Source organism: Nocardia transvalensis (assembly GCF_015477765.1).
GTDB lineage: Bacteria > Actinomycetota > Actinomycetes > Mycobacteriales > Mycobacteriaceae > Nocardia > Nocardia transvalensis_A.
Genome location: NZ_JADLQQ010000012.1, coordinates 1 through 19,406 on the forward strand (window position 1 = coordinate 1; position 19,406 = coordinate 19,406).

The following is a 19,406-nucleotide window of genomic DNA, read 5'->3' on the forward strand; positions in this document are numbered from 1 at the left end:
TCGGGAACGACTCTTGACTCCAGCGTGACCGGCTCCAACCCGCACACCGATCCTTCGGACAAACCACAACCCGGACCCACCACACAGGCTAACCCCAACAAGGTCTTGACCTAAAGGGGAGCCATGTCCGGGAACTCCGCTAGCAACGCCCGGATCGCTGGGTCGAACGCATCCACCGCCGAACCTCGCGGTTCGCGCCGATACTTCGGTGGTTCGTGCGCGGCCAGGGCCTTCTTCACAGTGTTCTTCGAGATCTGCAGATGCCGGGCTATCGCCCGGATCGGCATCCCCTCGGCCCGATGCAACCTGCGGATCTCCGCCCAGTCCTCCACGTTGAGCACCTCATGATTCGTCACCAGGTGGGTCAAGGTTCGCCCGGAACTACCAGGTCAGTATTGGACCGGAATCGACACCTGCACCGGCCCCCATGAGAAGGACCTTCTGAGACTCGTTCGCAAGTCACGGTAGACCAGGCCGACGGCAGCTTTCAGGAGCGGCGGCGATTACAGACGCATCTGGGACCAGCGTTGCTCTAGGAGGGATGCGAGCTAGCCAGACGTAGTCGGACTGTGGGCGGCTGGAGGATCAGCGCTAGCTCGGTTTGCGCCTCTTCCCAGCGGATGCACCGAGTGTCATCGTCGGTTCGGGCTGTTGGCTCACCAAACGCGCTGATGAGTGTCTCGGACATTCCGGCGAAGGCCTCTTGCAGCCGTGCCTGCCCGGCTGTGTCGTTGGTCGAAGCTGTGGTCGCAGGGACATCGATGTACTCGGCAACGCCTCGTCGGCCATGCACATAGCCGTTGGTAGTTCCCAACTTGGGATCCAGGTCGATTCTGTCGGGGTCGGCGCCTCGTTTTGGTTCCCAGCCGAATGTGGCAGCGAGCCCGAGCATGTCGTCCATCCGCCACGACCAAACGAGTTTCCGTAATGCGGTGGCCAAGTGGATGAGTTCGTGATCGTCCAAGGCTCGCCATCCCGTCGCGGGGTCTGCGCGCGGGACGCGTGCTGGGCGAGGTCCGGGCGGATGGTCGAGCAGTTCGAGGTAGTCGAGCGGAGTCCCTATTCCTCGCTGTCTGGTGATTGTGGTGCCAGGTGTGTTCGCTCGGCGATGGTAAGTCCCGCTGCGCGGCACCTCATTTCGGCGAGGCACCGCCACTTGTCGGCGTCGTGGCCGGGGATTGCGGCCAGCGTGAGAGTCCAGGCGTGGTCGGCCGTGCGGACCAGGGTGAATGCGGCCTCGGTGATTGTCTGATACTTCGGGTGGCGGTAGGTGCGATGGCCCAATTCGGTGCCGGTGGGGGCGCTCGCTGCGGTCGAAACGGTCAGGCCCAGGTTCGCGCACAGTTGATCGAGTTGTTCCTGGTCGAGTCGGCCGTGCAGGGTCAAGGTGAGCTGTGGTTGTGCCAGTGTCATTGAACTCTGTCCCAGCCGAGGCCGAGCCGTGGCAGCGGGAGGCGACGGTTGCCTGCCCGATCATTCCAGGCGTCGTAGACCAAGGTTGTGGGGTCGGTGATACCGAAGCCGTCGCGTAACCCGGTGACCACCATGTCGGCCAGTTGACGGTAGAGGGCTGTGGTGATGGGCCAGGGCAGCTCGATCCACCAGTTGTCGGTGTGGCGGCTGTCGGGCTGCTGCCAGCCGGCGTCGATGATGCGTTGACGGCCAGGGCCGGAGGGGCGGGATTCGGGGGACAGGTAGGTATCACCGGTCAGTTGTGCTTCCAGCAGATCGTCGGTTTGCCGGAACTGCGTGTAGCGGCAGTTCCCGGCGGGCTTGTCCGCTTCGGTGATGACAACGAGCGCTCCCGCGGGCAGGGTCGCCAGTTCCTCTGCCAGGCCTGCGCTGAATTCGGTCCAGTCGGTCAAAGCAGTCCTTGTTCCTCGAGCTCTACGGTCTCGTCGTGAGAAGCGAGGGCGGCATTGGTCACCAGGTGCAGCTTTACGCTTGCGGACAGCTGGACCAGTCGCAGCGTTGTAGTCGTTCCTGCCCAGCGCACTTCAGGTGCCTTGCCGGGTTTGCGCAAGGTTGGTTCGCCCAGCGAGGAGGTCAGCGCAGCCACCATCCGCGTGAAGGCATCACGCACTTGCGCCCGACCGTCGGAATCGTCGGTGGCGAAGCCGGTAACCCTCAGGTCGATGTCCTCGGCGTGTCCGCGGCGACCTCCCACACGCCCGCTGGCCATTCCGAACCCATTGTCGAGCATGACCCAATCCGGGCGTGCCCTGAGGACACGCCAGCCGAACTGATCGGCTAGCTTCGTGACGTCCTCCATACGCCAGGACCAGTCGATCGTGCGTAATCGCGTTGCCAGATCGACGATCTCAGCGTCGGTCAACTGCTGCCAGTCGGTCATGCGCGTTCTTCGATCTCCCGTGCCCTGGTCACATGCGGAGGTTCAACGATGCGTTCACGGATAGCTGCTCTGGCGCCCGGAACCTCGCCAAGACCCGCAACAACTACGGCGGCGGGCACGGTCGATAGCGGACAAACCGACCTGCGGGACGAGTTACTGCAACTGGCGCGCGATGGTGGCCTGCTGTGGGCAACGCGCCGGACCAGCCAGTTTTGCCGTGGGGCGACGGACGCAGCTGAGCAACGACCCGCGAGGCAATCGTCAATCCGGTACGGGGGATAAATTGTCAGTTAATGGTCTTCTCTTCGGTTAGGGGATTGCCGTCTGCATCGACTTCCTCGTATTCAATGCTGAATCTAATGTCTGCGTTTCTGCACTGCTCGGCAAGGCCCTCGAGCTTGGAGACCGCAGATTCTGGCGTGCCGTGGATGTCGCCTTCGAGGAGAAAGAATTCGCGGGCAGTTCGTGGTGTTACCTCATAGCAGAATAATTCGAAGTCCTCGGTTTCAAACCGGGTCTCCCAACCGTGGCGTAGTTTCATGCGTAGATCGGCGGAGAGCCAGAGCCTCAGTATTCGTTCGACAATCTCCGGGTTGTCAGTAGAGATGGTTCCTCGGTATGAGGTTGTTGGCACTGTGCTCCTCTGCGGCTAAAATGGCTGGCGCTGTGGTTGTATCAATTATACTAGGCCCTGATCTGGGAACAGCGCCTGGCCTCGTCCTCGCCATAGATTACCGTGACGCCTGGGTTCAGCTGCAAGATCATTCGGACGGAGGGCGGCTGGATGACGAGTATCATCGTGTTCTCGATCCCTGTCCATCGCGCCTGTGGAAATGCTTCGGAGCGACAGATTCTCGGCTTCCCAAAAGCTGCGCTAAGAGCATTACACATCCGATCGAATACTTCATGCAATTTCGCTCCGATATCATCTTCCTGGCTGAACGTCGCCACTGGAAGATCTATGCATTCCACCTTCGAACTGCTGCCCTTGATGTAGCAGTAGCCGGGAACAGAATGAGTGTCGAGGGTGATTCTACCAGGTTCTTCCTTCTCAATAGACCAGAAAATGGCAGTGCATGCCCGATGTATTCTGATTTGGCGCCGTACTGAGGTCGAGACCGAATGTCGTCGTACTGCCGTCCGCCACATGGTCGACGGTATCATCAGCGCGTTTGCGAAGCTCGGGGTCGATGTCATGGAGCGTCGACCACTCAGGTGTGAGATCCAGATCCGCACAGATAGCCGGATCAGGCATAGTAACGACTGATTCTTGACCTCTCGATTAGTATTGTCGTGGCGGGTCATGTGTCGAATGGAATTGTCGCTCGTGGTTGCAAGCCCTCGGTAGCAGCGCGTGCAGGTTCGGAGGGTGGGAGTGGGCAACGGTCTGCCCAATGGCCCGGCAGCCTATCTCGGCAAGTCCTTGCCATCTGGCGAATCTCGTGCCGGGTATAGCGTCGAGTGTCATGACCCATTCGTTACTATCTGCCTCACTCACGCAACCTCGTGGGTTACCGGTCTTCACCGGCAAAGCCCGACCGCCCAGTACCAGCCGTAGGCGGCAGCGGTCGGCGGGTAGTGGTGGATTCAATCAGGTGATGCTCTTTTCTCTGCTCAAAGAATTGCCATCCTCATCGACCTCTTCATATTCGCCACTGAATTCGACACCAATCAGCCTGCACTTTTCAGCAAGTGTCTGTAGCCTGGTGATGGCATCCTCGGGAACTCCGTCGATATGACCTTCTAGTAGAAAGAAAGCTGATTCTTTCGGAACCATGGCTTCGTAGCAAAGAAGTTCGAAGTCTTCTGTCTCGTAATGCGTTTCGTATCCGTGCCGCAGCCTCATTCGAAGGTCGTCCACCGACAGCCACGACCTCAGCACCTGTTCGACAACCTCCGGACTGCTGGTTTCGAAGCTTCCATGGAATGATATTCGCGACATAGGTCCCTATCCTACTCGTCAATGACGGCATTGCTAACAGGTTCTACTCGATCGAACCCGCTTGGTGAACACTCAGATGCGCCGAAACCATAGCTGCCCAGGGCGGTGGAGCGAAATGTTCTTCCTCTGCTAGCGGGTTCGACCGGTCTCGATTTCACTGGCGCTTCTGGCTTGTTGTACATATGGGGCTACAGGCCCATGAGGACTCAATAATGGGGTCATCTGATGTGGAGTCACAGTTGCGTTAGGAGCAGATGGATGTAGGGCGGTTCGTGAGTCAGGGTCAGTACTGTTTCCTGTCCGGCCCAGCGGATTCGGGGCACGTCACCGAAGATCCGTTCGGTTGGCCCGCCGAGCGAATCGGTCAATGCTGTGGTCATGCGAGCGAAGGTGTCTTCCAACCGGGTTCGACCGGCTTGATCGTCTGTGGTTGGCCCGGTTACTACCACGTCGATACAGTCTGCCTGTGAGCCGTCGCCAAGCATGTACCCGTCAGCCGTCGCTAACTTGGTGTCGAGGGTGATTCGGTCGGGTTCGAATTTTCGTACGGTCCAACCGAATGCGGCCATGAGTCCGAGCGTGTCGTCCATGCGCCAAGACCACACCAGGCTACGCAGTCTCGTAGCCAGGTCGACGATTTCGTTGTCGTCCAACGCGGGCCAGCCGGTTCGTGCCGGCGGCGGGGGAAATGGTGTCGGCCGCTGCGCGTCGAGCAGGTCCAGATAGGTGTCGACATCGGAGTGGAGTGATTCCCACCTCGGCATCGATATCCCGTCGGGCCAGATCTGGTCGATCAGTTCGTCTGCTCGTCTGCGGGTTTCCGTGCGCGGCGTGGTCCGCCACGGTGTGGGGTTGGGTATTGCGTAGATGGAGGGATCCAACGGCGGTACACGGTTGTCGGCTGCCGAGGTTGCGGTTGTGGTGTCCTGGCTGGTCGCAGGGCGGGGAGTTGTGCGTGGCTGTGGCACGGATGCCGACTCTTCGGGCACTTGCTCAGCGGGTTGCTGTAGGCGTTGGGCGACGGTGAGTCCTGCTGCGCGGCAACCGGTTTCGGCGAGACCTTGCCACTCGGCGAAATTGGTGGTCGGTACGGCATCGAGTGTGATGGTCCATGAGTCGGAAGTGGTTCGCGACAGGGTGAGGACCATGGCGGTAATCGTGTGATATTTGGGGTGCTGTTGGGTACGCCGCCCCAGTACGGTGCCGACCGAGTCGACAGCCGTTCCGGATGGCTGCATGCCCAGGCATTCCTGCAACTGATCGAGGTGAGACTGGTCGAGTGGACCGCGTAGGACGAGGGTGAGTTGTCGTTTCAGGAACTTCACGGGGCATCGATCCTGGTCAGGTCGGGCACGGATAGGTCAATGGTTCGTTATCAGCCTTGTCGTTCCACGCGTCGTAGATCAGATCCGCGGGACTCGGGATGCCGAAGCCCTCACGGGGTCCGGCAACCACTATGGCCGCACGCTGATGCTGGGTGGCCGACACGACTGGCCAGCGGGAGTTCGACCCAAAAGATGGCCCCTCGAACGGCAAGACAGCCAGCTGCTTCGCGAGCCTTTCTGCGATTTCCTCCCAATCGGTCACAGGATCAATCCCACTGTGGGGCCTGAACCTGCCCACCGGGTTTCGGCAGATTCACTAGGTTACGCGCAGTCGGTTTGCTGAAGAAGGTGCCCGCTGCGGCAGCTATCTGCGCGAATACGTCGTACGCTTGCTCTCGGCTGTGCGCGTCGATGCCTGCCGTCATGTGACCACCATAGTCGTTGTGGAGCCGGTTGCCGAAGACGCGGACTACTTTGTCTCCTTTACGGGTGCATTACGCAGTCGGATTCGTGCACGTTCGTCCAACTCCCTTGCCCTCGTTACATGCGGCGGTTCGATGGGCGGCTCCCGGACTACCTCGTGCGGGTCCTTGCCCTGGCTGAGTTTCGATAGAAATGAGGTCAGGACTTGGTCGTGTGGCGTTTTGCGTTCGATGGCTTTCGCGGCGTCCGCATAGTATCGGGTCAGAGAGTTATAGGGGACTTCGACGGGATCTCGTCCGGGCACTCGGTATATGAGCACACCCTTTTCGTGGTTGCGACTCACTGGATCATGAGTGCGGATCAGTTGATACAGCTTCGGGTCGAGCGTGCGTACCTGCTCGCGTGTCAACTGGAGAGCCTTCGTTGATCCGACGATCTGGTTGTGTTCGAGTCGAACAGCCTCCCGACCGAAAACTTCCAGTGCCCTTCCGTACGTCTGGAGCCGTTGGGCTTCCAGCGTCGCGGTCACGATCCGGGCTTGCTCCGGATTCAGCCCGAAAGGCTCAAGCGCCCGGGATTCGAGACTCCGCTCATATCGAATGACGCGCTGCAGCTGGTCGTGGGTTTGCCGCACGTATTCGGCGTCGGGCTCTCTACCTTGCTTAACGGTAGCCTCAAGTTCTCTGGTCTGCTCATGAACTCGTTCGAGGAATTGCGCCCGCGCCCGCTCTTCTGGCTCGCGGATCGCCAACACCCTGTCCGTCGCCTGCCGGACGATTTCATCCTTGAAGGCGTCCCTCGCCTTGCCGAGGGTGCGAGCGCGCTCGGCCTCGAGCGTCTGGACGACAAGCCGCCTATGTTCCCGATCCAGGCCCAGCTTCCCGAGCTCTCGGGCCTCCCTTTCTCGCTCGTATTGAATGACCTGCTCGGCCGCGTCGAAATTCTGCAGCACATCGGCCAGCTCCGGAACCTTACCCTGAGCAATGTCCCGCTCCAACTGACGAGTTCTGTCCAGATTGTACTGAACGAATAGATTCCGTTCCTTTAGGTGCTCCTCACGAAATTCCAGCACTTTCTGGGTTGCTGCGTCGACTAGCTGTCGCTCGGCGACTTCGAGTTGTGCGGTAACCGAATAGTCCCGCGTGTGCATGTCGATGTTCAATATTCGCTCGGCAATTCGGGCTGACTCGCCCAGCTCCAGGTCACGCACTGTAGTCAGTCGGCTCTCGAGCTCGAGCCGTTGACCGGTGGTCAGATGCTCTCTGGCCAGGCTGAGGTCCTTGCTCACCTCCGGAAGAGGAGCTCCTCGCTCGAGTGCACTCATTGCCCGGTTGAGTGCTTCCCGAGCTTGGTTGTGTTCGAGTGTGGCCTCGATATTCGGCAATCGACTGTTAGCGATATCTACGGCCAACTCAACGACATCCCGCTGACGCGATTCCAAGCCCTCCAGGGAATTGGCGCGTTGCTCTGCGAGATCTCGGACCAGCTCCGGTCCACGTTCCGTGGCAAGATCGCCCTTCGTTGGCGGCAGGTCATCGCGCTCGGGAACGGCGGGAGCCGGTTTGTCGCTTGGAAGCTCACCGGGGATTCGATAGAGGTTATCGGTCTTGCTGGGGGATGAAGCGCGTTCGCTGTCAGGGTGGCCACGCTGGGATTCAAGCTCTCGGGCCTCTTTCAGTCGGTGGATGAGCTCCTGCGCTCGAGCTTTATCGGTTGTTTCGACGACAGGAAGATCTGGGCTGGAATCGAACAGACTCCCCGGAACGACCAAAGAAATATCTTCGATATTTAGTTCTGGGTACTTTTGTTTAATCTCCTTCCCGACTTGCTTCAAGCCCTTTGAAATGTCGTGTGTAGACTTGATGATGCCACTTCTTACGGCATTCGCGAAGGTGAGCGCTTGATTGGTGTAGCCAGTCTTGCCGGCTGCCAAGATCCGGTCGGACAGTTCTCGGATTTCGTCGCGGCCAAGGCCCCTGAGGGGCATTGGTTCCCCGGGTTTACCGTCGGCGGTTTTGGGGGCGATTCGGCCGTCGTATCGATCAATGAGAATCTCATTGAATCGGTCGCGGTCGATAGCGATCGCGAAGTCTACGTCGTCGGCTTCGGGCTTCCGCAACGACGATCCCTGGATAAACGGGTCAACATCTCCGAGTCCGACTTCACGCAAAGCCCGTTCGAGGTCGGTGGCGAACATGTTGAAATGATCGGAGTTTTCGAATCGATATGGGTAGCCACGTTCTGCGACAATTTTGGCCCAGTTATGCATCTGGCGCGTCAGATTGTCGGCAGCTATGGGTTTCTTAATGCGGGATCCAGTATGTAGTAGGTCGGCGATATTGCGATCGGTTAGTCCGAGCCGTTGCCCTTGATCAATCAGTGCGCGTATTTCTTTATCGGTGTAAGTGAGTGCGAACCGATCGGGGTCTTTAGCAATTTTCGCCCGGACATTGTCGACAATTTCCGCATCGCGAGCCAGCGCTTGCTTTTCTGGATGGTATGTCTGATGGCCTCCGGCATCGCGCCACGCCCGAGCGGGCTGCTGAAAACGATCAGGCTGGGCGAGGCTCGGATGATCGTGTGTTGGCTTCCAGGTGTAGCGGTCTTCGGGGTGGCGGTCGATGTGCGACCGCTCGCGATACTCGGGCGTTCCGAGGCTCTGGTAATGCCGTCCTTCAGGTGTTTGCAGGAACGCGTTCCATGAACTGCCTGAATTGCCGCGCTGTCCGGGTGTCCCGAGGGTCTCCCGCTGCTGCCATTCAGGTGTTCGCTGGATAGCGTTCCACGAGTTGTCGGCATTGTTGCGTTGCCGGGGAGGTGTTTCGACGTGATCCCGGGGTACCTGGAATCCGGGTCTCTGAGGGCTGTGTGAATCGTTTCTCGGGGAGTCCGGACGGTCGCCATGACCGGCTTCTGGGTCGTCGGGGAGGTGTCCGAGATCTGGCGGTAGGTCCCGATGCGCTCCTAGTACTCCGTGGTCCCGTGTTCCGGCCAGGCCCCGTTCATGCGGTAGCTCCATTGGATCCACGAGGCCGCCATCGTGGTCATGGTGCCCGGGGGTTGGTACAGCCGGGTGCTTTTGTCGATCACCAGCAGGTAGTTCGCGGTCGGCTGGTGTGGGTCCGTGGTCGACTCGGGGCGGATGAGGTATTCCACGGTGGTCGGGGTGTCCCGGATGAGGTGTAGGTGTAGGCGGGTGCGGCGGGGGTAGATCTGGCCGCCGGGGATCGGGGTGCCGTGTTGGATTGCCTCGGTGTACATCTGGGCGACCGTCGGGACGGGCAGGCTGGGGAATTCGGTGATTACTCGGGTGTGGGCGTCGAGGACCATCTTGGTCAGGCCGATGTGGCGGCCTTGGCTGATCTCCTCCTCGGACAGGATCGGGTAGATCACCCAGCCGAGGTCGAACGGGTACATCCGGTATTCCCGGCTGGTGCCGAATGCCTCGATCAGATACTGCTTCGCTTCGTCCGGGCTCTGAATGGGTTGGGGTGACATGTGGTCTCGCATCCGGTGTGAGGGGTATGGCATGCAGGCTGGCTGCGCGGTCGACGAGGTGCTCGAATGGGCGGTCGGAGGCGCGCGACATCGTGGGGTCCCACCAGACCGGGCCCTCGGCTCCGCGCGGGTACACGACGAGCACGCCGTGGCCTTCCTCGATGACCGGTCGGCCGTCGGGGTGGTGGAGCGGTTGGCCGGTGGCGGGGTCTTGGGCGTGGAATCCGACCGCGACTGCGGCCGAGGATCCGGGGCCGAGTGAGGCGACGAGCTGGTGCAGTTCCTGGAAACCGCGAGATGGGTCGTGGCGACTGAAGGACTGCCAGTCGGCGCCGAGCCAGGTGCTGATGCGAGCGCTGACGCCGACTTCGGCGGTGTGGTCGTCGCGGCTGCCGTCGGGCAGGAGATCGGGGTGACGGGGGTGGGAGATCTGGGGGTCGCCGTAGAACGAGGACAGGCCCGCGACGATGTTGTCGCCGCAGGAGCTGCGGCGGCCGGGGACCTCGGGGCCGCCGTCGTTGATCAGCTGGCCGGCGGGGTGGCTGCGCGGGTCGAACCAGGTGGCGTAGCGATCGCCCTCGCGCAGTGCGTTCTTGACGTACTCCTGATAAGAGGGATGTTCGAGCGGGGCCAGCTTGCCGGGCCCGGTCTCGCGGGTTTCCGGCAGACCGCGCAGCGGCGCGTTGGTGTTCGCTTCGGCGATGCGGTCACCGAGATGGCCGATATCGTTGCCGTCCAACCCGATCCCGTGGGCGTGCTCGGCGGGCAGGCCCAGGTGCTCACGCAGGTGCCGGGCGAGGTCGGCGGGAGAGGAGCCGACCGGCCACGATCCGCGCGCGAGAGTGCCGGTGTGGTCGACCGCGGCGTGCAGGTCGGCGTGAGCGGGATTGTCGACGAATTGGACCTCGATCCCGAGCCGATCACCCCACGGCAACCGCTGGTTCGGAGGCACGATATCGGCTGCGGCGGCCCAGGTGGCCTGGGCGAGCTGCCGCATCTGTGCGTCCGATACCCCGGGGCCTTGGTCCAGATACACGCGGACCACCAGGTCCGAGACCGGGTTGCCGGATTGGTCGATCGAACGCCGTACCTGGTAGGGCAACTCTGGGCCGGTGAGTCGGTTCGGCCGCTCCGCTGTCGGTTGCCGGTGCGGACCTGAGGGATACCTGGTCTCGCTTGCCTGCGGACGTGGCGAATCCTGGTGGCTGCCAGGCGAATCCGACTGATGTGGCCGCACCGGAGCGGCGCTGGGAGAACTCTCGTGTGGTCGGCGAAGCGAGGTGTCCGGGCGTGGCGGGACGGGGCCGTGCTGTGGTTCGCGATGGGGCGGCCGTGCGGAGTCGTGTGTGGCTGCCTGGTGCGGTGCCGGGGGGTGCGACGGCGTCGGTGTGTGGGGCGGTGCCGCTGGATACACGGACTGATGCGGCTCCGCGATCCGCGGTGCGGGCGCAGGGTGCTGTGGCAGCGGCTGGTGCGGTGGTGCGGGGGTATGTGTGGTCGGAATGTGCGGTGTGGGCGGCACATTCGTGGGTGCGAGGTGCGGCGCAGGTGTGACCGGTTGGTGCGGTTGAGCGGAACGTGGTGCCGATGCTGTATGAGGTAGCGGCGGCTCGGGTGCGTGCGGTGCCGGCCGTGGTGACGTGGGCGGGTGTTCCGGCGGCACAGTCGGATGGCGCGGCGCAGGTGCATGGGGGGTCGCTGGCCGCGGAGGCAGATCCCGCGGCGCTGCCGGGGAGTGATGTGTCGGGGCGTGGGTTGGCGATGGAATTGATTCTGGAGCCTCGAACGGAGTACGCGGCGATTGCTGGTGCGGAGGAACCGATTCCGATGCTTGTGACGGGTTCCACGGCGAACCCGACTCCGGCGCCCGCGAGGGCGCCCACGACGCATGTTGCGTCGGCGGCTCGGATGCAGGTGCCCGCAGTGACGGGTCCAGGGCCGGGAAGTACGGGGATTGTTCGCGCTGGGGAGCGTGGTGTCCTGCGGGGTGACTGTTTTCGAGATCTTGTTTCTGCCCGTGCGGGGGGAGATCGTGAGTTTCGGCGAAGCGGGGGTTGTCGAGGTGGGCGAAGCGGGGGTTGTAGATCGGTTCGCCCACCTCGACGGAAAGCAGGTTGCCGTCGGCGTCGAGGATGACTTCACGCGGCCATATGCGGTAGATGGTGTCGGCGGAAATGCCTCCGGGGGCGAGGATTTCGGCTTCGTGATGGCTACCGCCGTGTGTGTCGCTGTGGGCGGTGGCGTCGTGGAAGGTGGCGTCGACGTCGATGCCGTACGGGTGGTAGAGCTCGTGCATGTAGCGGATTTGCCGGAAGGTGCCGTCGGGCAGTGGCGTGAGGCTGCTGTCTGTGTCGAACTTGTGGTCGCGGACGATGGTGCGTTCCGGGCTTTTCGACAGTGAGACGAACCCGTCGGCTTGGCCGCCACCGGTGTTGCCGACGTGTGCGCCGATGTTGAGGTTGCCGGGGTCGCGGGCCGCGAAGCCGGGGCCGAAGATCTCCGGTCCTCGCGAATCCATGCGGAACAGGGCGTTTTTGGCGTCCAGGTATGCGTCGTCGGCGCTGAGATCGCGCCACACCGGGGTCAGGCCGTCGCCTTCGCGGCCGACGATGATTTTGGTGGGATCGACCGGTGCCACGGCGCTGTCGAGCGCGTGACCGGGCATAGACCGGGTGAGGTGGCCGGGCAAATCGCCACCGGCGGTGAAGACGTCGGGCTCGGCGTTCGCGTAGTACCGCCGATCCAGAGGATTGCGGAGCTTGTGGTCCACTACCTCGGTGAGGTAGTGCCGGTCGAGTTGATCGGGCGACTCCCGCAGCGGCGGCGCCTCAACGTTCTTGTAGACGAAGTAAGAGTTGATTCCGAGCGTGCCGTCCCGGAGACCGCGTGCTACCTCCTCAGTCGGGATCTTGTGCTTGGTGGCAAATTTCTCCACCCGAGACCAGGCGGGGTGGAGCCAATCGACCGGGCGGGTCCAATCGAACGACTGGCCGTCGCCTGGGTCTCTGCCGATATCGGGTGGACCGTCAGATGGCATGAGTCGCGACATATCGACGCGCGGGCCAGGGGGCGCGGGTTCGTCCGGCCGGTGAACAGGAGGTCGCGCTGCCGTGCCGGATTGCCGACGATCGGGGTCGGGCACGCGTGAGGGGTGATCTGCGGCCTTCTCGCGAGTCGACGAAGGGACATGGGCGTCACGATCAGCGCCGTGCCGTCCGAGTTGATGCGGGCTCTTCGGTGGAGTGGGATCACCGGGGTTCGAGCGGCTGCTCAGCGGTTGGCCGTGCAAGGCGGTGGGTTCGGGGCTGTGTCCCGGGGCAGCGGTGTGTGGCTGCTGTTGGCTCGACGCATCGTGGGTTGGCTTCGCGGCCGCGTCGCGAGGGTTGGGCGTAGGGCTGACGGTTGGGTCACCGGACGAGCCGGAAGCCCGTGTCCGGGTGGCAGTCTCGCCGTCAGGGGCGCGATGGCCGGGCGCGTGCGGAGAGCCGACCGTATGTTGTGGCCCAGCGGGGGAGTGGTGAGTCGATGGGTGTGGGGTGTCGGGGTGCTGTGGTCCGGCGGTTGTGTCACGTGCCGGTGTCGTGACCGGCCGATCCGGTGTACCGACACTGCCGGGCACGGGAGGAGTGCCGGTGGGTCGTGGCGGGACCGTGCCGCGATCGGACAGAGGTTGGGAGGCAGCGTCGAGACGTTGCGGTGTGCTGCTGGTGGCATCTCGTGGCGCTGCGGTCGCGCGTTCTGGTGTGTCGACATCGCCGGTTGAGCGAGGCAGATCGGCTGCGCGCTGGGGCGTGGCGCCGCGGTCGGCTGGCGGAGCAACGGATTCGGATCGGTGAGAGGGCTCCGGGCGGTGGGAGATATCGCCGGGTGCCGGTGTGGGGCGTGTCGGTGTTGCGCGATCTCCCGGGGGTGTGGGTCCGTTGGCCGGGGAGGGGTGTGGTGGTGGTGCGGCAGATCGGTCTGGGAGGGGAGCGGCTGTGCTCGCTGCCGGTGCCTGTGCTGCCGGGCCACGGTCGGATGTCCCGGGCTCACCCGTGCCGACCGCGGATCCGGATCGTGGATCGGACCCTATGGTGCGGGTATCGGTGGCTTGGCCGGTTGCGGCTTGATCTTGTTGGGGCGCAATCGAAGCTGCGTGTGCAGCGGTGACGGAGGTTTGTCCAGGGGCGTCCGGGGCGGCGACCGAGGCAGCGGTGGTCGCGGATGCGGCGATCGTGTCCGGGTGTGTTGTGCTGGTTGCGGCTGTATCGGTGAGGATTGACGACGGTGACGTCGCGGTCGATGGTTGCTCGTGTCCAGTGGTGGATTCGGTGGGGGTGCTCGCGGCGGTAGTGGTATCCGGGTGTGGCGTGTTCTCGGTGTGCGGTACCCCGGCGGGGGGTTTGAGGTCGTGTCGGCTGATCCCGCCGCCGGCGCCCTCGAGCAGGGAGCTGGGGGTGAGGGGTCCGTCGGAGGTGGCGGCCCCGGCGACGGCGTTGCCGGCCACGTTGCCGGGGATCTCGGCCACGGCGCGGGCGGCCACACCGGAGACCTTGTTGGATTCGAGGAGATCGGCGACGGCGTCGCCGCCGATCTTGCCGACCAGGTGCTGGGCGCCGGCGCTGATCGGTGCGGCGACCCCGCCCGCCAAGGCACCCGCGCCGGCGGCTGCGCCCACCGAACCCCAGTCGACACCGCCCTCGCGGTGACCTTGGGCGATTTCGATGCCCTGCGCGGCCAGATCTGTACCGGCACCAAAGGCCGAACCGAACGCCGCGCCTGCTGCGACTTGCGTTCCCAGTCGGGTGGTCACCCGCAGCGCGGCGCGCTCAGCAAGAAAGGCTGCGCCTCTCTTCGCGAGGTTCTCGAGCAGCTCCATCGCGGCCTTGCGGATGACGAATTTGACCGCGGTGGCGGCCGCGGCACCGGCGACCGTCCCGAAACCGGGAATGAAGGTGATGACCAGCGTGCCCAGCGAAATGTAGATGGTGAGTTTGGCGTGCTCGATATCGGTGGCGCCGTGTTCGAGTTGTTTGGCGAAGCTGTCGCAGACCGCGATCAGGCCCTCCAGGTCGCTGCCGTCGCCGCCGGTGATCTCGTGCCAGTAGCTGTCCATCGCGGCGTGGGTCCGGCCGTCGATCGCCGACAACGCCGTGTCCATGGCCGCGTCGGCGGGCTGCCGCAGCTCTCGTAATGCCTTGGCCATGTCCGACCAGTGCTGGGCCGCTCGGCGCATGGCGTCTTCGTCGCCCTCGGGCCAATGCCCGAGAACGAAATCCATCAGGAAGCCGGGAATAGGCGGGCGCCACAGGGTCACGCGTCTACTCCTCGGCTAGACGCGGCGGATCTGGTCGGCGTTGTGTTGATCCTGGACTTGCACGGCATTCGCGGAGCCGGTGATCTTGTCGCCGGTCGCTTTCAATTTGTCGGCCAGAATCGCCAGTGCCGCAAGGGCTTCCTTGACACTGCCCGGGCCCTCCTGCGGATAGTTCTTCTCGAACTGCTTACCGGGCTCATCGGCGCCCCAGCAGCGGCCTTCGGAGTCGATGCCCTGCCGCAGCTTCGTCAGGGCGGTGTTCACATCCGCGCCCAGTTGCGCGAACTTCGGCGCTGTCGCACGTAGCCGGTCCGGGTCAGCCCAGAACTGGGTCACAGTCACACTCCCTCATCAGGTTTCGGCGCGGTCTTCTACCTTGGACGCAGCAGCAGCGCTGCTGGTTCTACGAATTTCGGTCAGGTCAACGCGATTGCTGAGGCGGCGTCTGCGGCGAGTCGGACAGTTGAGCCTGCAGGTCCCGCAAACTCGGTGCGCCGGGCACCATTTCACTGAGATCGGCCATCCCGTCCGCGATCGATTTCACGGGTTCGAGCACCTTTTCGCGGGCCTGGGCCGCTGCCTCGACGCCACCGCGGATCGCGGCGTTGAGATCCTCGGTCAGCTGCTGGGGTGTGCTGCGGCGGTAGGCGTCGTCGGCGATGGTGATCTCGGTGACCATCCCGGACGCATTCACCGTCACCCGCGCCAGCTTGTTCGGAGACGTCGCGTGCACCTTCATCGCCGCCAGCTTGCCGTGGATCTCACTCAGCTGACCGATCTCGCGGTCGAAATCCGTTTGAATAGCGTCCAATTCGGACCGCAAGCGAGCGTTGGCCGACCGAATCTGATCCCGCTCCCACTGCTCCATGCGATCAGTTCCCGTCGGAGTTCGGTACGGCATCAGCGCGTTGGAGCTCGGCCCACTCATGCCACCAGTCGAGCAATTGCGAACCACGCACCAGAGTGAACCTTTCGGCTTCGGGGTTGAGAAGAATATCCATCCGCTCCTGCGGGCACACCTGCTCGAGCACCGTCCGGCCCGAAACCGTCCGCCGCAGCCACGGATTCACGTCTTTCGGTAGCATGCCCGCAGAGGTGTAGACCTCCAACGCTCTGTCATCGCCGCTAGGGCTGTAGCGCAGCGGCCAGCCCCGCTGCCCCAGCGCGTCATCGGCGGGCAGAACCATGATGAGCTCGCTGCGACTGAACGCATCGATGAATCGGCCGATATTGTTGAACCCGTACTCGAGCCGCCAGATCACCAACTCCAACTCGCTTGCGATATCTCGTTGCGCGTATTGCGGAGTGGGCACGAAGTCGGGGTTGAGCCAGGACTCGATCCCTCCGTTGTCGTCGACGAACCAGCCACCGATCACGTTGGTTTCCCTGAGGGCAGACTTGTCGGCCCTGGGATCCACGAAGTATCGCCGTTCACCCGGATTCGCGCGCGCCCACGCGAAATCCTCCTCCTTCGGCTCGGGCAGCACCGGGACCCCGGCATGCGGATAGTCGGAGATATGCAGCCCTTCCCCTATATCCCGACTGCTCAGAATCATGGCTGCTCCCCGTCATTGCCGCAGACCGCGACCGCGTTCCATAGCCGATTCGATAGGATCAACTGTTCAACCCCTCCTTGTGACCAAATGCTTTTGCCGTGCGGGCCGGCTGCCCACCAAAGCTTTTCCTGCCTACTGAAACATCATTCGGTGAGCCAGGATTTGGGTGGGCCGTAGCCTTGGGCCCTGGCCTCGTCCTCCTCGGTCCAATCCGACGGCAGTACAGACGTCTGCCTGCTGTGTTCGGCGGCGTGCTCGCGGGCCGCCTTGCGTGCTGCGATTTCGCGCAGCAAGCGGTCGTGTTCGGCTTGTGTTTCGCGGTCTGCCGTTTGCTCGGGGGCCGGTTGCTGTTGTTGGTCTCTCCGGTTCTGTTCCTTGCGGAGGTCGGCGAACACTTGGGCCCCGTCGCGGGTCGTTCGTGCGTCGGCTTCGAGAAACTGCTCGCGGAGCGTGCCGGAGGCCGCCCGGTAGTCGGCGAGGATGCGGTCCATCTCGGCCTGGTAGTCCCTCATCGTTGATCACCCATGTCGATCTCGATTTTCACGCCGTCGGTTCGCGGGGCAGGCTGGGGTGGGGGTGATTCGGACATGGGGTGGTCGGCGAGGGCGGCGATGGGTCGTGGTGCGAGGGTCGCGCCGTCATTCAGCGGCCCCGCTACCGCCAGTTCGGGGGCGCCGGGTGCGTCGTCCAGGTTCCCGACGGACGCCAATTCGGCGGCGCCGGGTGCATCGATGGTGGGCCCGTCACGGCCCGGTAGGTCGCTCCACAACGGTCGGGGTGGCACGATCCCGCTGGAATTGCGCTCCCCGTCCGGTGCGCCCTTTCCGCCGGCCGCGCCGCCGGCCGGCATGCCCCCCATGGGCATGCCGCCCATCGGCATGGCGCTTGTCGACGGATCACCGGCCGACGTTCCCGTGGTGGACTGCGGATTACCCGCGAGCGAGACGGAGGGGTTGTCAGCTCCGGCGAGATTCGGTGTCCGCCCCGCGGGTGTTCCCGACGCTGTGATCGGCGACGGGTGTTGCGCCGGTGTGCCTCCGAAGCCGGCGCTGCTGCCTGCACCGGTCGCGGCTGCGGGCAGTCCGGAGTCGTGGGTGTTCGCGGTTACCGGTGGCTTTGCGGCTGGTTCCGCGTCCGGGGTGAAGAACGGCACACCATTTCTGATGCCCATCGAGTAGCGCTGCGATTTCCCGTCGGGGCCGGTAACCGTTGCTGTGACGGTACCGTTGGGCGCTTGCGTGAGGGCGAGGTTCCCTCCGGCGAGGTTGAGATTCGCCAGCGTCTTCGATCCGGCCGTCGCGCCTGTGTCGGCCACCGGCACCTCGGCGCCGAAGGGGGAGGCGCCGAGCCCACCCAGCCCTTGCGACACCGTGCTCGCCACTTGGGTGAGACCCTGCTGCAGGGGCTGACTCGCCTGGCTAGCGAGACCGGCCAGGGCTTGTAACGGATTACCTTGCACCGCAGCCGGATTCACGGCGGTGGGGGCCTGCTGCGGGGGCGGGGTCACCGTCGACGGTGCGGTCGAATCCACACCTGCGGTCTGGACCGCGGCACCCGCATCGCCACCGGTCACCCCGGCCGAAACCGTGGATACCGGTACCGTCGGCTGCCCCTGTTGCGGAGGAATCGGTTGGTCCTGCGGTTTCGGAAACGGTGTCGGATCGTGACTGTCCAGCAGCTCGATGACCGGCTTGTACGCCTGCTTGATGAAGTAGTCGGCCAGCTGACACTGCTGGACGAAAGCGGTGAACGCCGCCCGCACCGCAGGACCGAAGCAGTCCTGCAACCAAGCCTTGCATGCCTCCCTGACCTCACGGTCGTTGACACCGTGCAGGTTCAGCTGATCTTTGACGTCGTCGAGGTAGCTGCGGAAGAAGTCGTCATCCGCCGCTGCGGTGATGATCACGCTGACCGGGTCCTCGGCGCCGTGCAGCCGCATCGCATGTCCCGCGACAGGGCATTGGGGGCTGTCGAAACCGGCGACGAAACTCGCCTTGTCTCTCACGATGTCTTCCAGCACATCCGGCAGCCCGTTCAACGCCGCCGCGACCGCCTGCAGGTATTGCGTCTGCTGATCGGCATGCGCGTGGAACCCGGCCAGATGATCACCTGCGGCCCGGCCGGATTGCCCCTCCCAATATTCCGGCACCGCGGTGGCCACACCAGCCAGACTGCCGGTGATGTCGGTGGCGCCGGGGTGCGTGTCGTGTCCCAGCGCGGCACCGGTGATCCGGGCGGCCAGGCCGCGCAGGTTGGCGATGTTCATGCGGCGCTGCTGGTCGTAGTACCGGCCTTCCAGACGCTGCATCTCGACGTCCGGCTCCTGGTCCGCGTGGATGATCGCATCGGGGTCGAGTGCCACAGGCCCGGTGAAACCCGGAAAATTCGGCTGCGGTACAACGATGCGATCGAACCCGGGCAACTCCGAACCCAGGCGCTGATACACCCGGTGGTAGCGCACCAGCGCGAGCTTGAACCACTCCAACCCGGGAGCGGCCGCATCCAAGATCCTGTTGACATCGAGGCCGGTGAGATCCGGCGGCTTGGGATTCCACGCCTCCTGGACGAAGACGTTGTTGTTGCTTTTATCGTCTCTGAGGGAACGCTCGAGGGGATCACGTTGCCGGCGGATACCGTCTCGGTACTGCTGCAGATACTGCTGAGGCGAATGTGGGGGAGTCGTCATGCCGGACCCTGCTCACCCGCGGCCGCGATCCGGTCCCGGTTCTCCTGGTCCTTGGATACGGTCGCGGTCACCGTCTGCCGCATCGCCTGTGCGGTCGCGGCGGAAGCCTCCGACCACGATTGCAGCATCGTGACAATCCCCTCCACCCCTGCGGCGAGCTTCTGGCCCTGTTCCAGGTAGTCCTGCCCGGCATGAGCCGGTTCGAAGCCGACATCCGCGATCCGTGTCGCATGTGCTTTCGTCGCGTCGGCCGTCGGCTCGATCGTCCGCGCCATCCCCAGCACCGCCTCCGGAACCAGTCGCACGGCCCACCCCTCCTCATCTCCG

The 19,406-nt window shown here is 63.7% G+C and carries 22 protein-coding genes and 2 pseudogenes; 4 read left to right on the plus strand and 20 right to left on the minus strand.

All coding sequences use genetic code 11. From position 1 onward, the window contains the following. Nucleotides 1-122: 122 nt before the first annotated feature. From IU452_RS30205 to IU452_RS38570, 13 genes and pseudogenes are all read right to left on the minus strand, one after another. Nucleotides 123-341: pseudogene (locus tag IU452_RS30205) on the minus strand (helix-turn-helix domain-containing protein); the annotation flags it as partial. A gap of 191 nt (nt 342-532) precedes the next feature. Then, complete coding sequence (locus tag IU452_RS39655) at nt 533-1,156, minus strand: DUF6301 family protein (protein ID WP_416382389.1); 624 nt, start codon at nt 1,154-1,156, stop codon at nt 533-535. Next, nucleotides 1,060-1,413 carry a hypothetical protein gene (locus IU452_RS30210; protein WP_195112619.1) on the minus strand — a complete coding sequence of 118 codons (354 nt, stop codon included), beginning with the start codon at nt 1,411-1,413 and terminating at the stop codon, nt 1,060-1,062. Before IU452_RS30210 ends, IU452_RS39655 begins: the two co-directional genes overlap by 97 nt. Next, nucleotides 1,410-1,865 (minus strand): TY-Chap domain-containing protein, encoded by a 456-nt coding sequence (locus IU452_RS30215; protein WP_195112620.1) that lies wholly within the window; start codon nt 1,863-1,865, stop codon nt 1,410-1,412. Before IU452_RS30215 ends, IU452_RS30210 begins: the two co-directional genes overlap by 4 nt. Then, a complete protein-coding gene (locus IU452_RS30220) occupies nt 1,862-2,353 on the minus strand; it encodes a DUF6301 family protein (RefSeq protein WP_195112621.1) in 492 nt (163 codons plus the stop codon). Before IU452_RS30220 ends, IU452_RS30215 begins: the two co-directional genes overlap by 4 nt. Before the next feature lie 286 nt (nt 2,354-2,639). Next, nucleotides 2,640-2,987, minus strand: coding sequence for a hypothetical protein (locus IU452_RS30225; protein WP_195112622.1), 348 nt, complete (start codon nt 2,985-2,987; stop codon nt 2,640-2,642). 50 nt (nt 2,988-3,037) lie between these two features. Beyond that, entirely contained in the window at nt 3,038-3,502 is a 465-nt protein-coding gene (locus tag IU452_RS39660; protein ID WP_416382393.1) for a DUF6301 family protein, read from the minus strand. Next, nucleotides 3,405-3,608: a hypothetical protein gene (locus tag IU452_RS30230; protein WP_195112623.1), complete on the minus strand. Its 204-nt coding sequence runs from the start codon at nt 3,606-3,608 to the stop codon at nt 3,405-3,407. Before IU452_RS30230 ends, IU452_RS39660 begins: the two co-directional genes overlap by 98 nt. Nucleotides 3,609-3,944: 336 nt before the next feature. After that, nucleotides 3,945-4,214, minus strand: a complete 270-nt coding sequence (locus IU452_RS30235) for a hypothetical protein (protein ID WP_195112624.1) — start codon at nt 4,212-4,214, stop codon at nt 3,945-3,947. A 314-nt stretch (nt 4,215-4,528) separates the two neighbouring features. Continuing rightward, nucleotides 4,529-5,443 carry a DUF6301 family protein gene (locus IU452_RS39320; protein ID WP_195112625.1) on the minus strand — a complete coding sequence of 305 codons (915 nt, stop codon included), beginning with the start codon at nt 5,441-5,443 and terminating at the stop codon, nt 4,529-4,531. Between the two features lie 193 nt (nt 5,444-5,636). After that, complete coding sequence (locus IU452_RS30245; protein WP_195112626.1) at nt 5,637-5,882, minus strand: hypothetical protein; 246 nt, start codon at nt 5,880-5,882, stop codon at nt 5,637-5,639. A 207-nt stretch (nt 5,883-6,089) separates the two neighbouring features. Next, nucleotides 6,090-9,071 carry a hypothetical protein gene (locus tag IU452_RS38565; protein WP_228819031.1) on the minus strand — a complete coding sequence of 994 codons (2,982 nt, stop codon included), beginning with the start codon at nt 9,069-9,071 and terminating at the stop codon, nt 6,090-6,092. Beyond that, complete coding sequence (locus tag IU452_RS38570) at nt 9,008-9,541, minus strand: hypothetical protein (protein WP_228819032.1); 534 nt, start codon at nt 9,539-9,541, stop codon at nt 9,008-9,010. Before IU452_RS38570 ends, IU452_RS38565 begins: the two co-directional genes overlap by 64 nt. A 31-nt stretch (nt 9,542-9,572) precedes the next feature. Between IU452_RS38570 and IU452_RS38575 the strand changes: the two genes are divergently transcribed. Continuing rightward, on the plus strand, nt 9,573-9,803 hold the full coding sequence (locus IU452_RS38575) for a hypothetical protein (protein WP_228819033.1): 231 nt from the start codon (nt 9,573-9,575) through the stop codon (nt 9,801-9,803). Here IU452_RS38575 and IU452_RS39665 read toward each other — a convergent pair. Further along, nucleotides 9,696-10,538, minus strand: a pseudogene (locus IU452_RS39665) (toxin glutamine deamidase domain-containing protein); the annotation flags it as partial. The gene IU452_RS38575 and the pseudogene IU452_RS39665 overlap by 108 nt on opposite strands. A gap of 990 nt (nt 10,539-11,528) precedes the next feature. Between IU452_RS39665 and IU452_RS38585 the strand changes: the two are divergent. The 3 genes from IU452_RS38585 (at nt 11,529) to IU452_RS38595 (ending at nt 14,714) form a co-directional block, all read left to right on the plus strand. Next, nucleotides 11,529-11,942, plus strand: coding sequence for a hypothetical protein (locus IU452_RS38585; protein WP_228819035.1), 414 nt, complete (start codon nt 11,529-11,531; stop codon nt 11,940-11,942). A gap of 15 nt (nt 11,943-11,957) precedes the next feature. Further along, nucleotides 11,958-12,689 (plus strand): hypothetical protein, encoded by a 732-nt coding sequence (locus IU452_RS38590; RefSeq protein ID WP_228819036.1) that lies wholly within the window; start codon nt 11,958-11,960, stop codon nt 12,687-12,689. Nucleotides 12,690-13,931: 1,242 nt separating this feature from the next. Then, entirely contained in the window at nt 13,932-14,714 is a 783-nt protein-coding gene (locus tag IU452_RS38595) for a hypothetical protein (protein ID WP_228819037.1), read from the plus strand. Between the two features lie 138 nt (nt 14,715-14,852). Here IU452_RS38595 and IU452_RS30255 read toward each other — a convergent pair whose 3' ends face one another. The 6 genes from IU452_RS30255 to IU452_RS30280 all read right to left on the minus strand — a co-directional run bounded on the left by IU452_RS30255 (nt 14,853) and on the right by IU452_RS30280 (nt 19,384). Further along, the gene (locus IU452_RS30255; protein ID WP_195112628.1) at nt 14,853-15,179 is read right to left on the minus strand and encodes a WXG100 family type VII secretion target; all 327 of its coding nucleotides are present in this window, start codon (nt 15,177-15,179) and stop codon (nt 14,853-14,855) included. Between the two features lie 79 nt (nt 15,180-15,258). Continuing rightward, entirely contained in the window at nt 15,259-15,765 is a 507-nt protein-coding gene (locus IU452_RS30260) for a YbaB/EbfC family nucleoid-associated protein (RefSeq protein WP_195112629.1), read from the minus strand. Further along, nucleotides 15,710-16,393 carry a hypothetical protein gene (locus IU452_RS30265; protein ID WP_195112630.1) on the minus strand — a complete coding sequence of 228 codons (684 nt, stop codon included), beginning with the start codon at nt 16,391-16,393 and terminating at the stop codon, nt 15,710-15,712. Before IU452_RS30265 ends, IU452_RS30260 begins: the two co-directional genes overlap by 56 nt. Nucleotides 16,394-16,536: 143 nt before the next feature. After that, nucleotides 16,537-16,905 carry a hypothetical protein gene (locus tag IU452_RS30270; RefSeq protein ID WP_195112631.1) on the minus strand — a complete coding sequence of 123 codons (369 nt, stop codon included), beginning with the start codon at nt 16,903-16,905 and terminating at the stop codon, nt 16,537-16,539. Beyond that, nucleotides 16,902-19,079 (minus strand): hypothetical protein, encoded by a 2,178-nt coding sequence (locus IU452_RS30275; protein ID WP_195112632.1) that lies wholly within the window; start codon nt 19,077-19,079, stop codon nt 16,902-16,904. Before IU452_RS30275 ends, IU452_RS30270 begins: the two co-directional genes overlap by 4 nt. Continuing rightward, nucleotides 19,076-19,384 carry a hypothetical protein gene (locus IU452_RS30280; RefSeq protein ID WP_195112633.1) on the minus strand — a complete coding sequence of 103 codons (309 nt, stop codon included), beginning with the start codon at nt 19,382-19,384 and terminating at the stop codon, nt 19,076-19,078. The genes IU452_RS30275 and IU452_RS30280 overlap by 4 nt, the downstream gene beginning before the upstream one ends. Between the last annotated feature and the right edge of the window lie 22 nt (nt 19,385-19,406).

Excerpts from the sequence above, each read along its gene's own strand:
- IU452_RS30210 (WP_195112619.1), bottom strand. The coding sequence starts at position 1,413 with ATGACACTGGCACAACCACAGCTCACCTTGACCCTGCACGGCCGACTC.
- IU452_RS30220 (WP_195112621.1), bottom strand. The coding sequence starts at position 2,353 with ATGACCGACTGGCAGCAGTTGACCGACGCTGAGATCGTCGATCTGGCA.
- IU452_RS39660 (WP_416382393.1), bottom strand. The coding sequence starts at position 3,502 with ATGTGGCGGACGGCAGTACGACGACATTCGGTCTCGACCTCAGTACGG.
- IU452_RS30230 (WP_195112623.1), bottom strand. The coding sequence starts at position 3,608 with ATGCCTGATCCGGCTATCTGTGCGGATCTGGATCTCACACCTGAGTGG.
- IU452_RS39320 (WP_195112625.1), bottom strand. The coding sequence starts at position 5,443 with ATGGTCCTCACCCTGTCGCGAACCACTTCCGACTCATGGACCATCACA.
- IU452_RS38570 (WP_228819032.1), bottom strand. The coding sequence starts at position 9,541 with ATGTCACCCCAACCCATTCAGAGCCCGGACGAAGCGAAGCAGTATCTG.
- IU452_RS38575 (WP_228819033.1), top strand. The coding sequence starts at position 9,573 with ATGCAGGCTGGCTGCGCGGTCGACGAGGTGCTCGAATGGGCGGTCGGA.
- IU452_RS30260 (WP_195112629.1), bottom strand. The coding sequence starts at position 15,765 with ATGAGTGGGCCGAGCTCCAACGCGCTGATGCCGTACCGAACTCCGACG.
- IU452_RS30265 (WP_195112630.1), bottom strand. The coding sequence starts at position 16,393 with ATGATTCTGAGCAGTCGGGATATAGGGGAAGGGCTGCATATCTCCGAC.
- IU452_RS30270 (WP_195112631.1), bottom strand. The coding sequence starts at position 16,905 with ATGAGGGACTACCAGGCCGAGATGGACCGCATCCTCGCCGACTACCGG.
- IU452_RS30275 (WP_195112632.1), bottom strand. The coding sequence starts at position 19,079 with ATGACGACTCCCCCACATTCGCCTCAGCAGTATCTGCAGCAGTACCGA.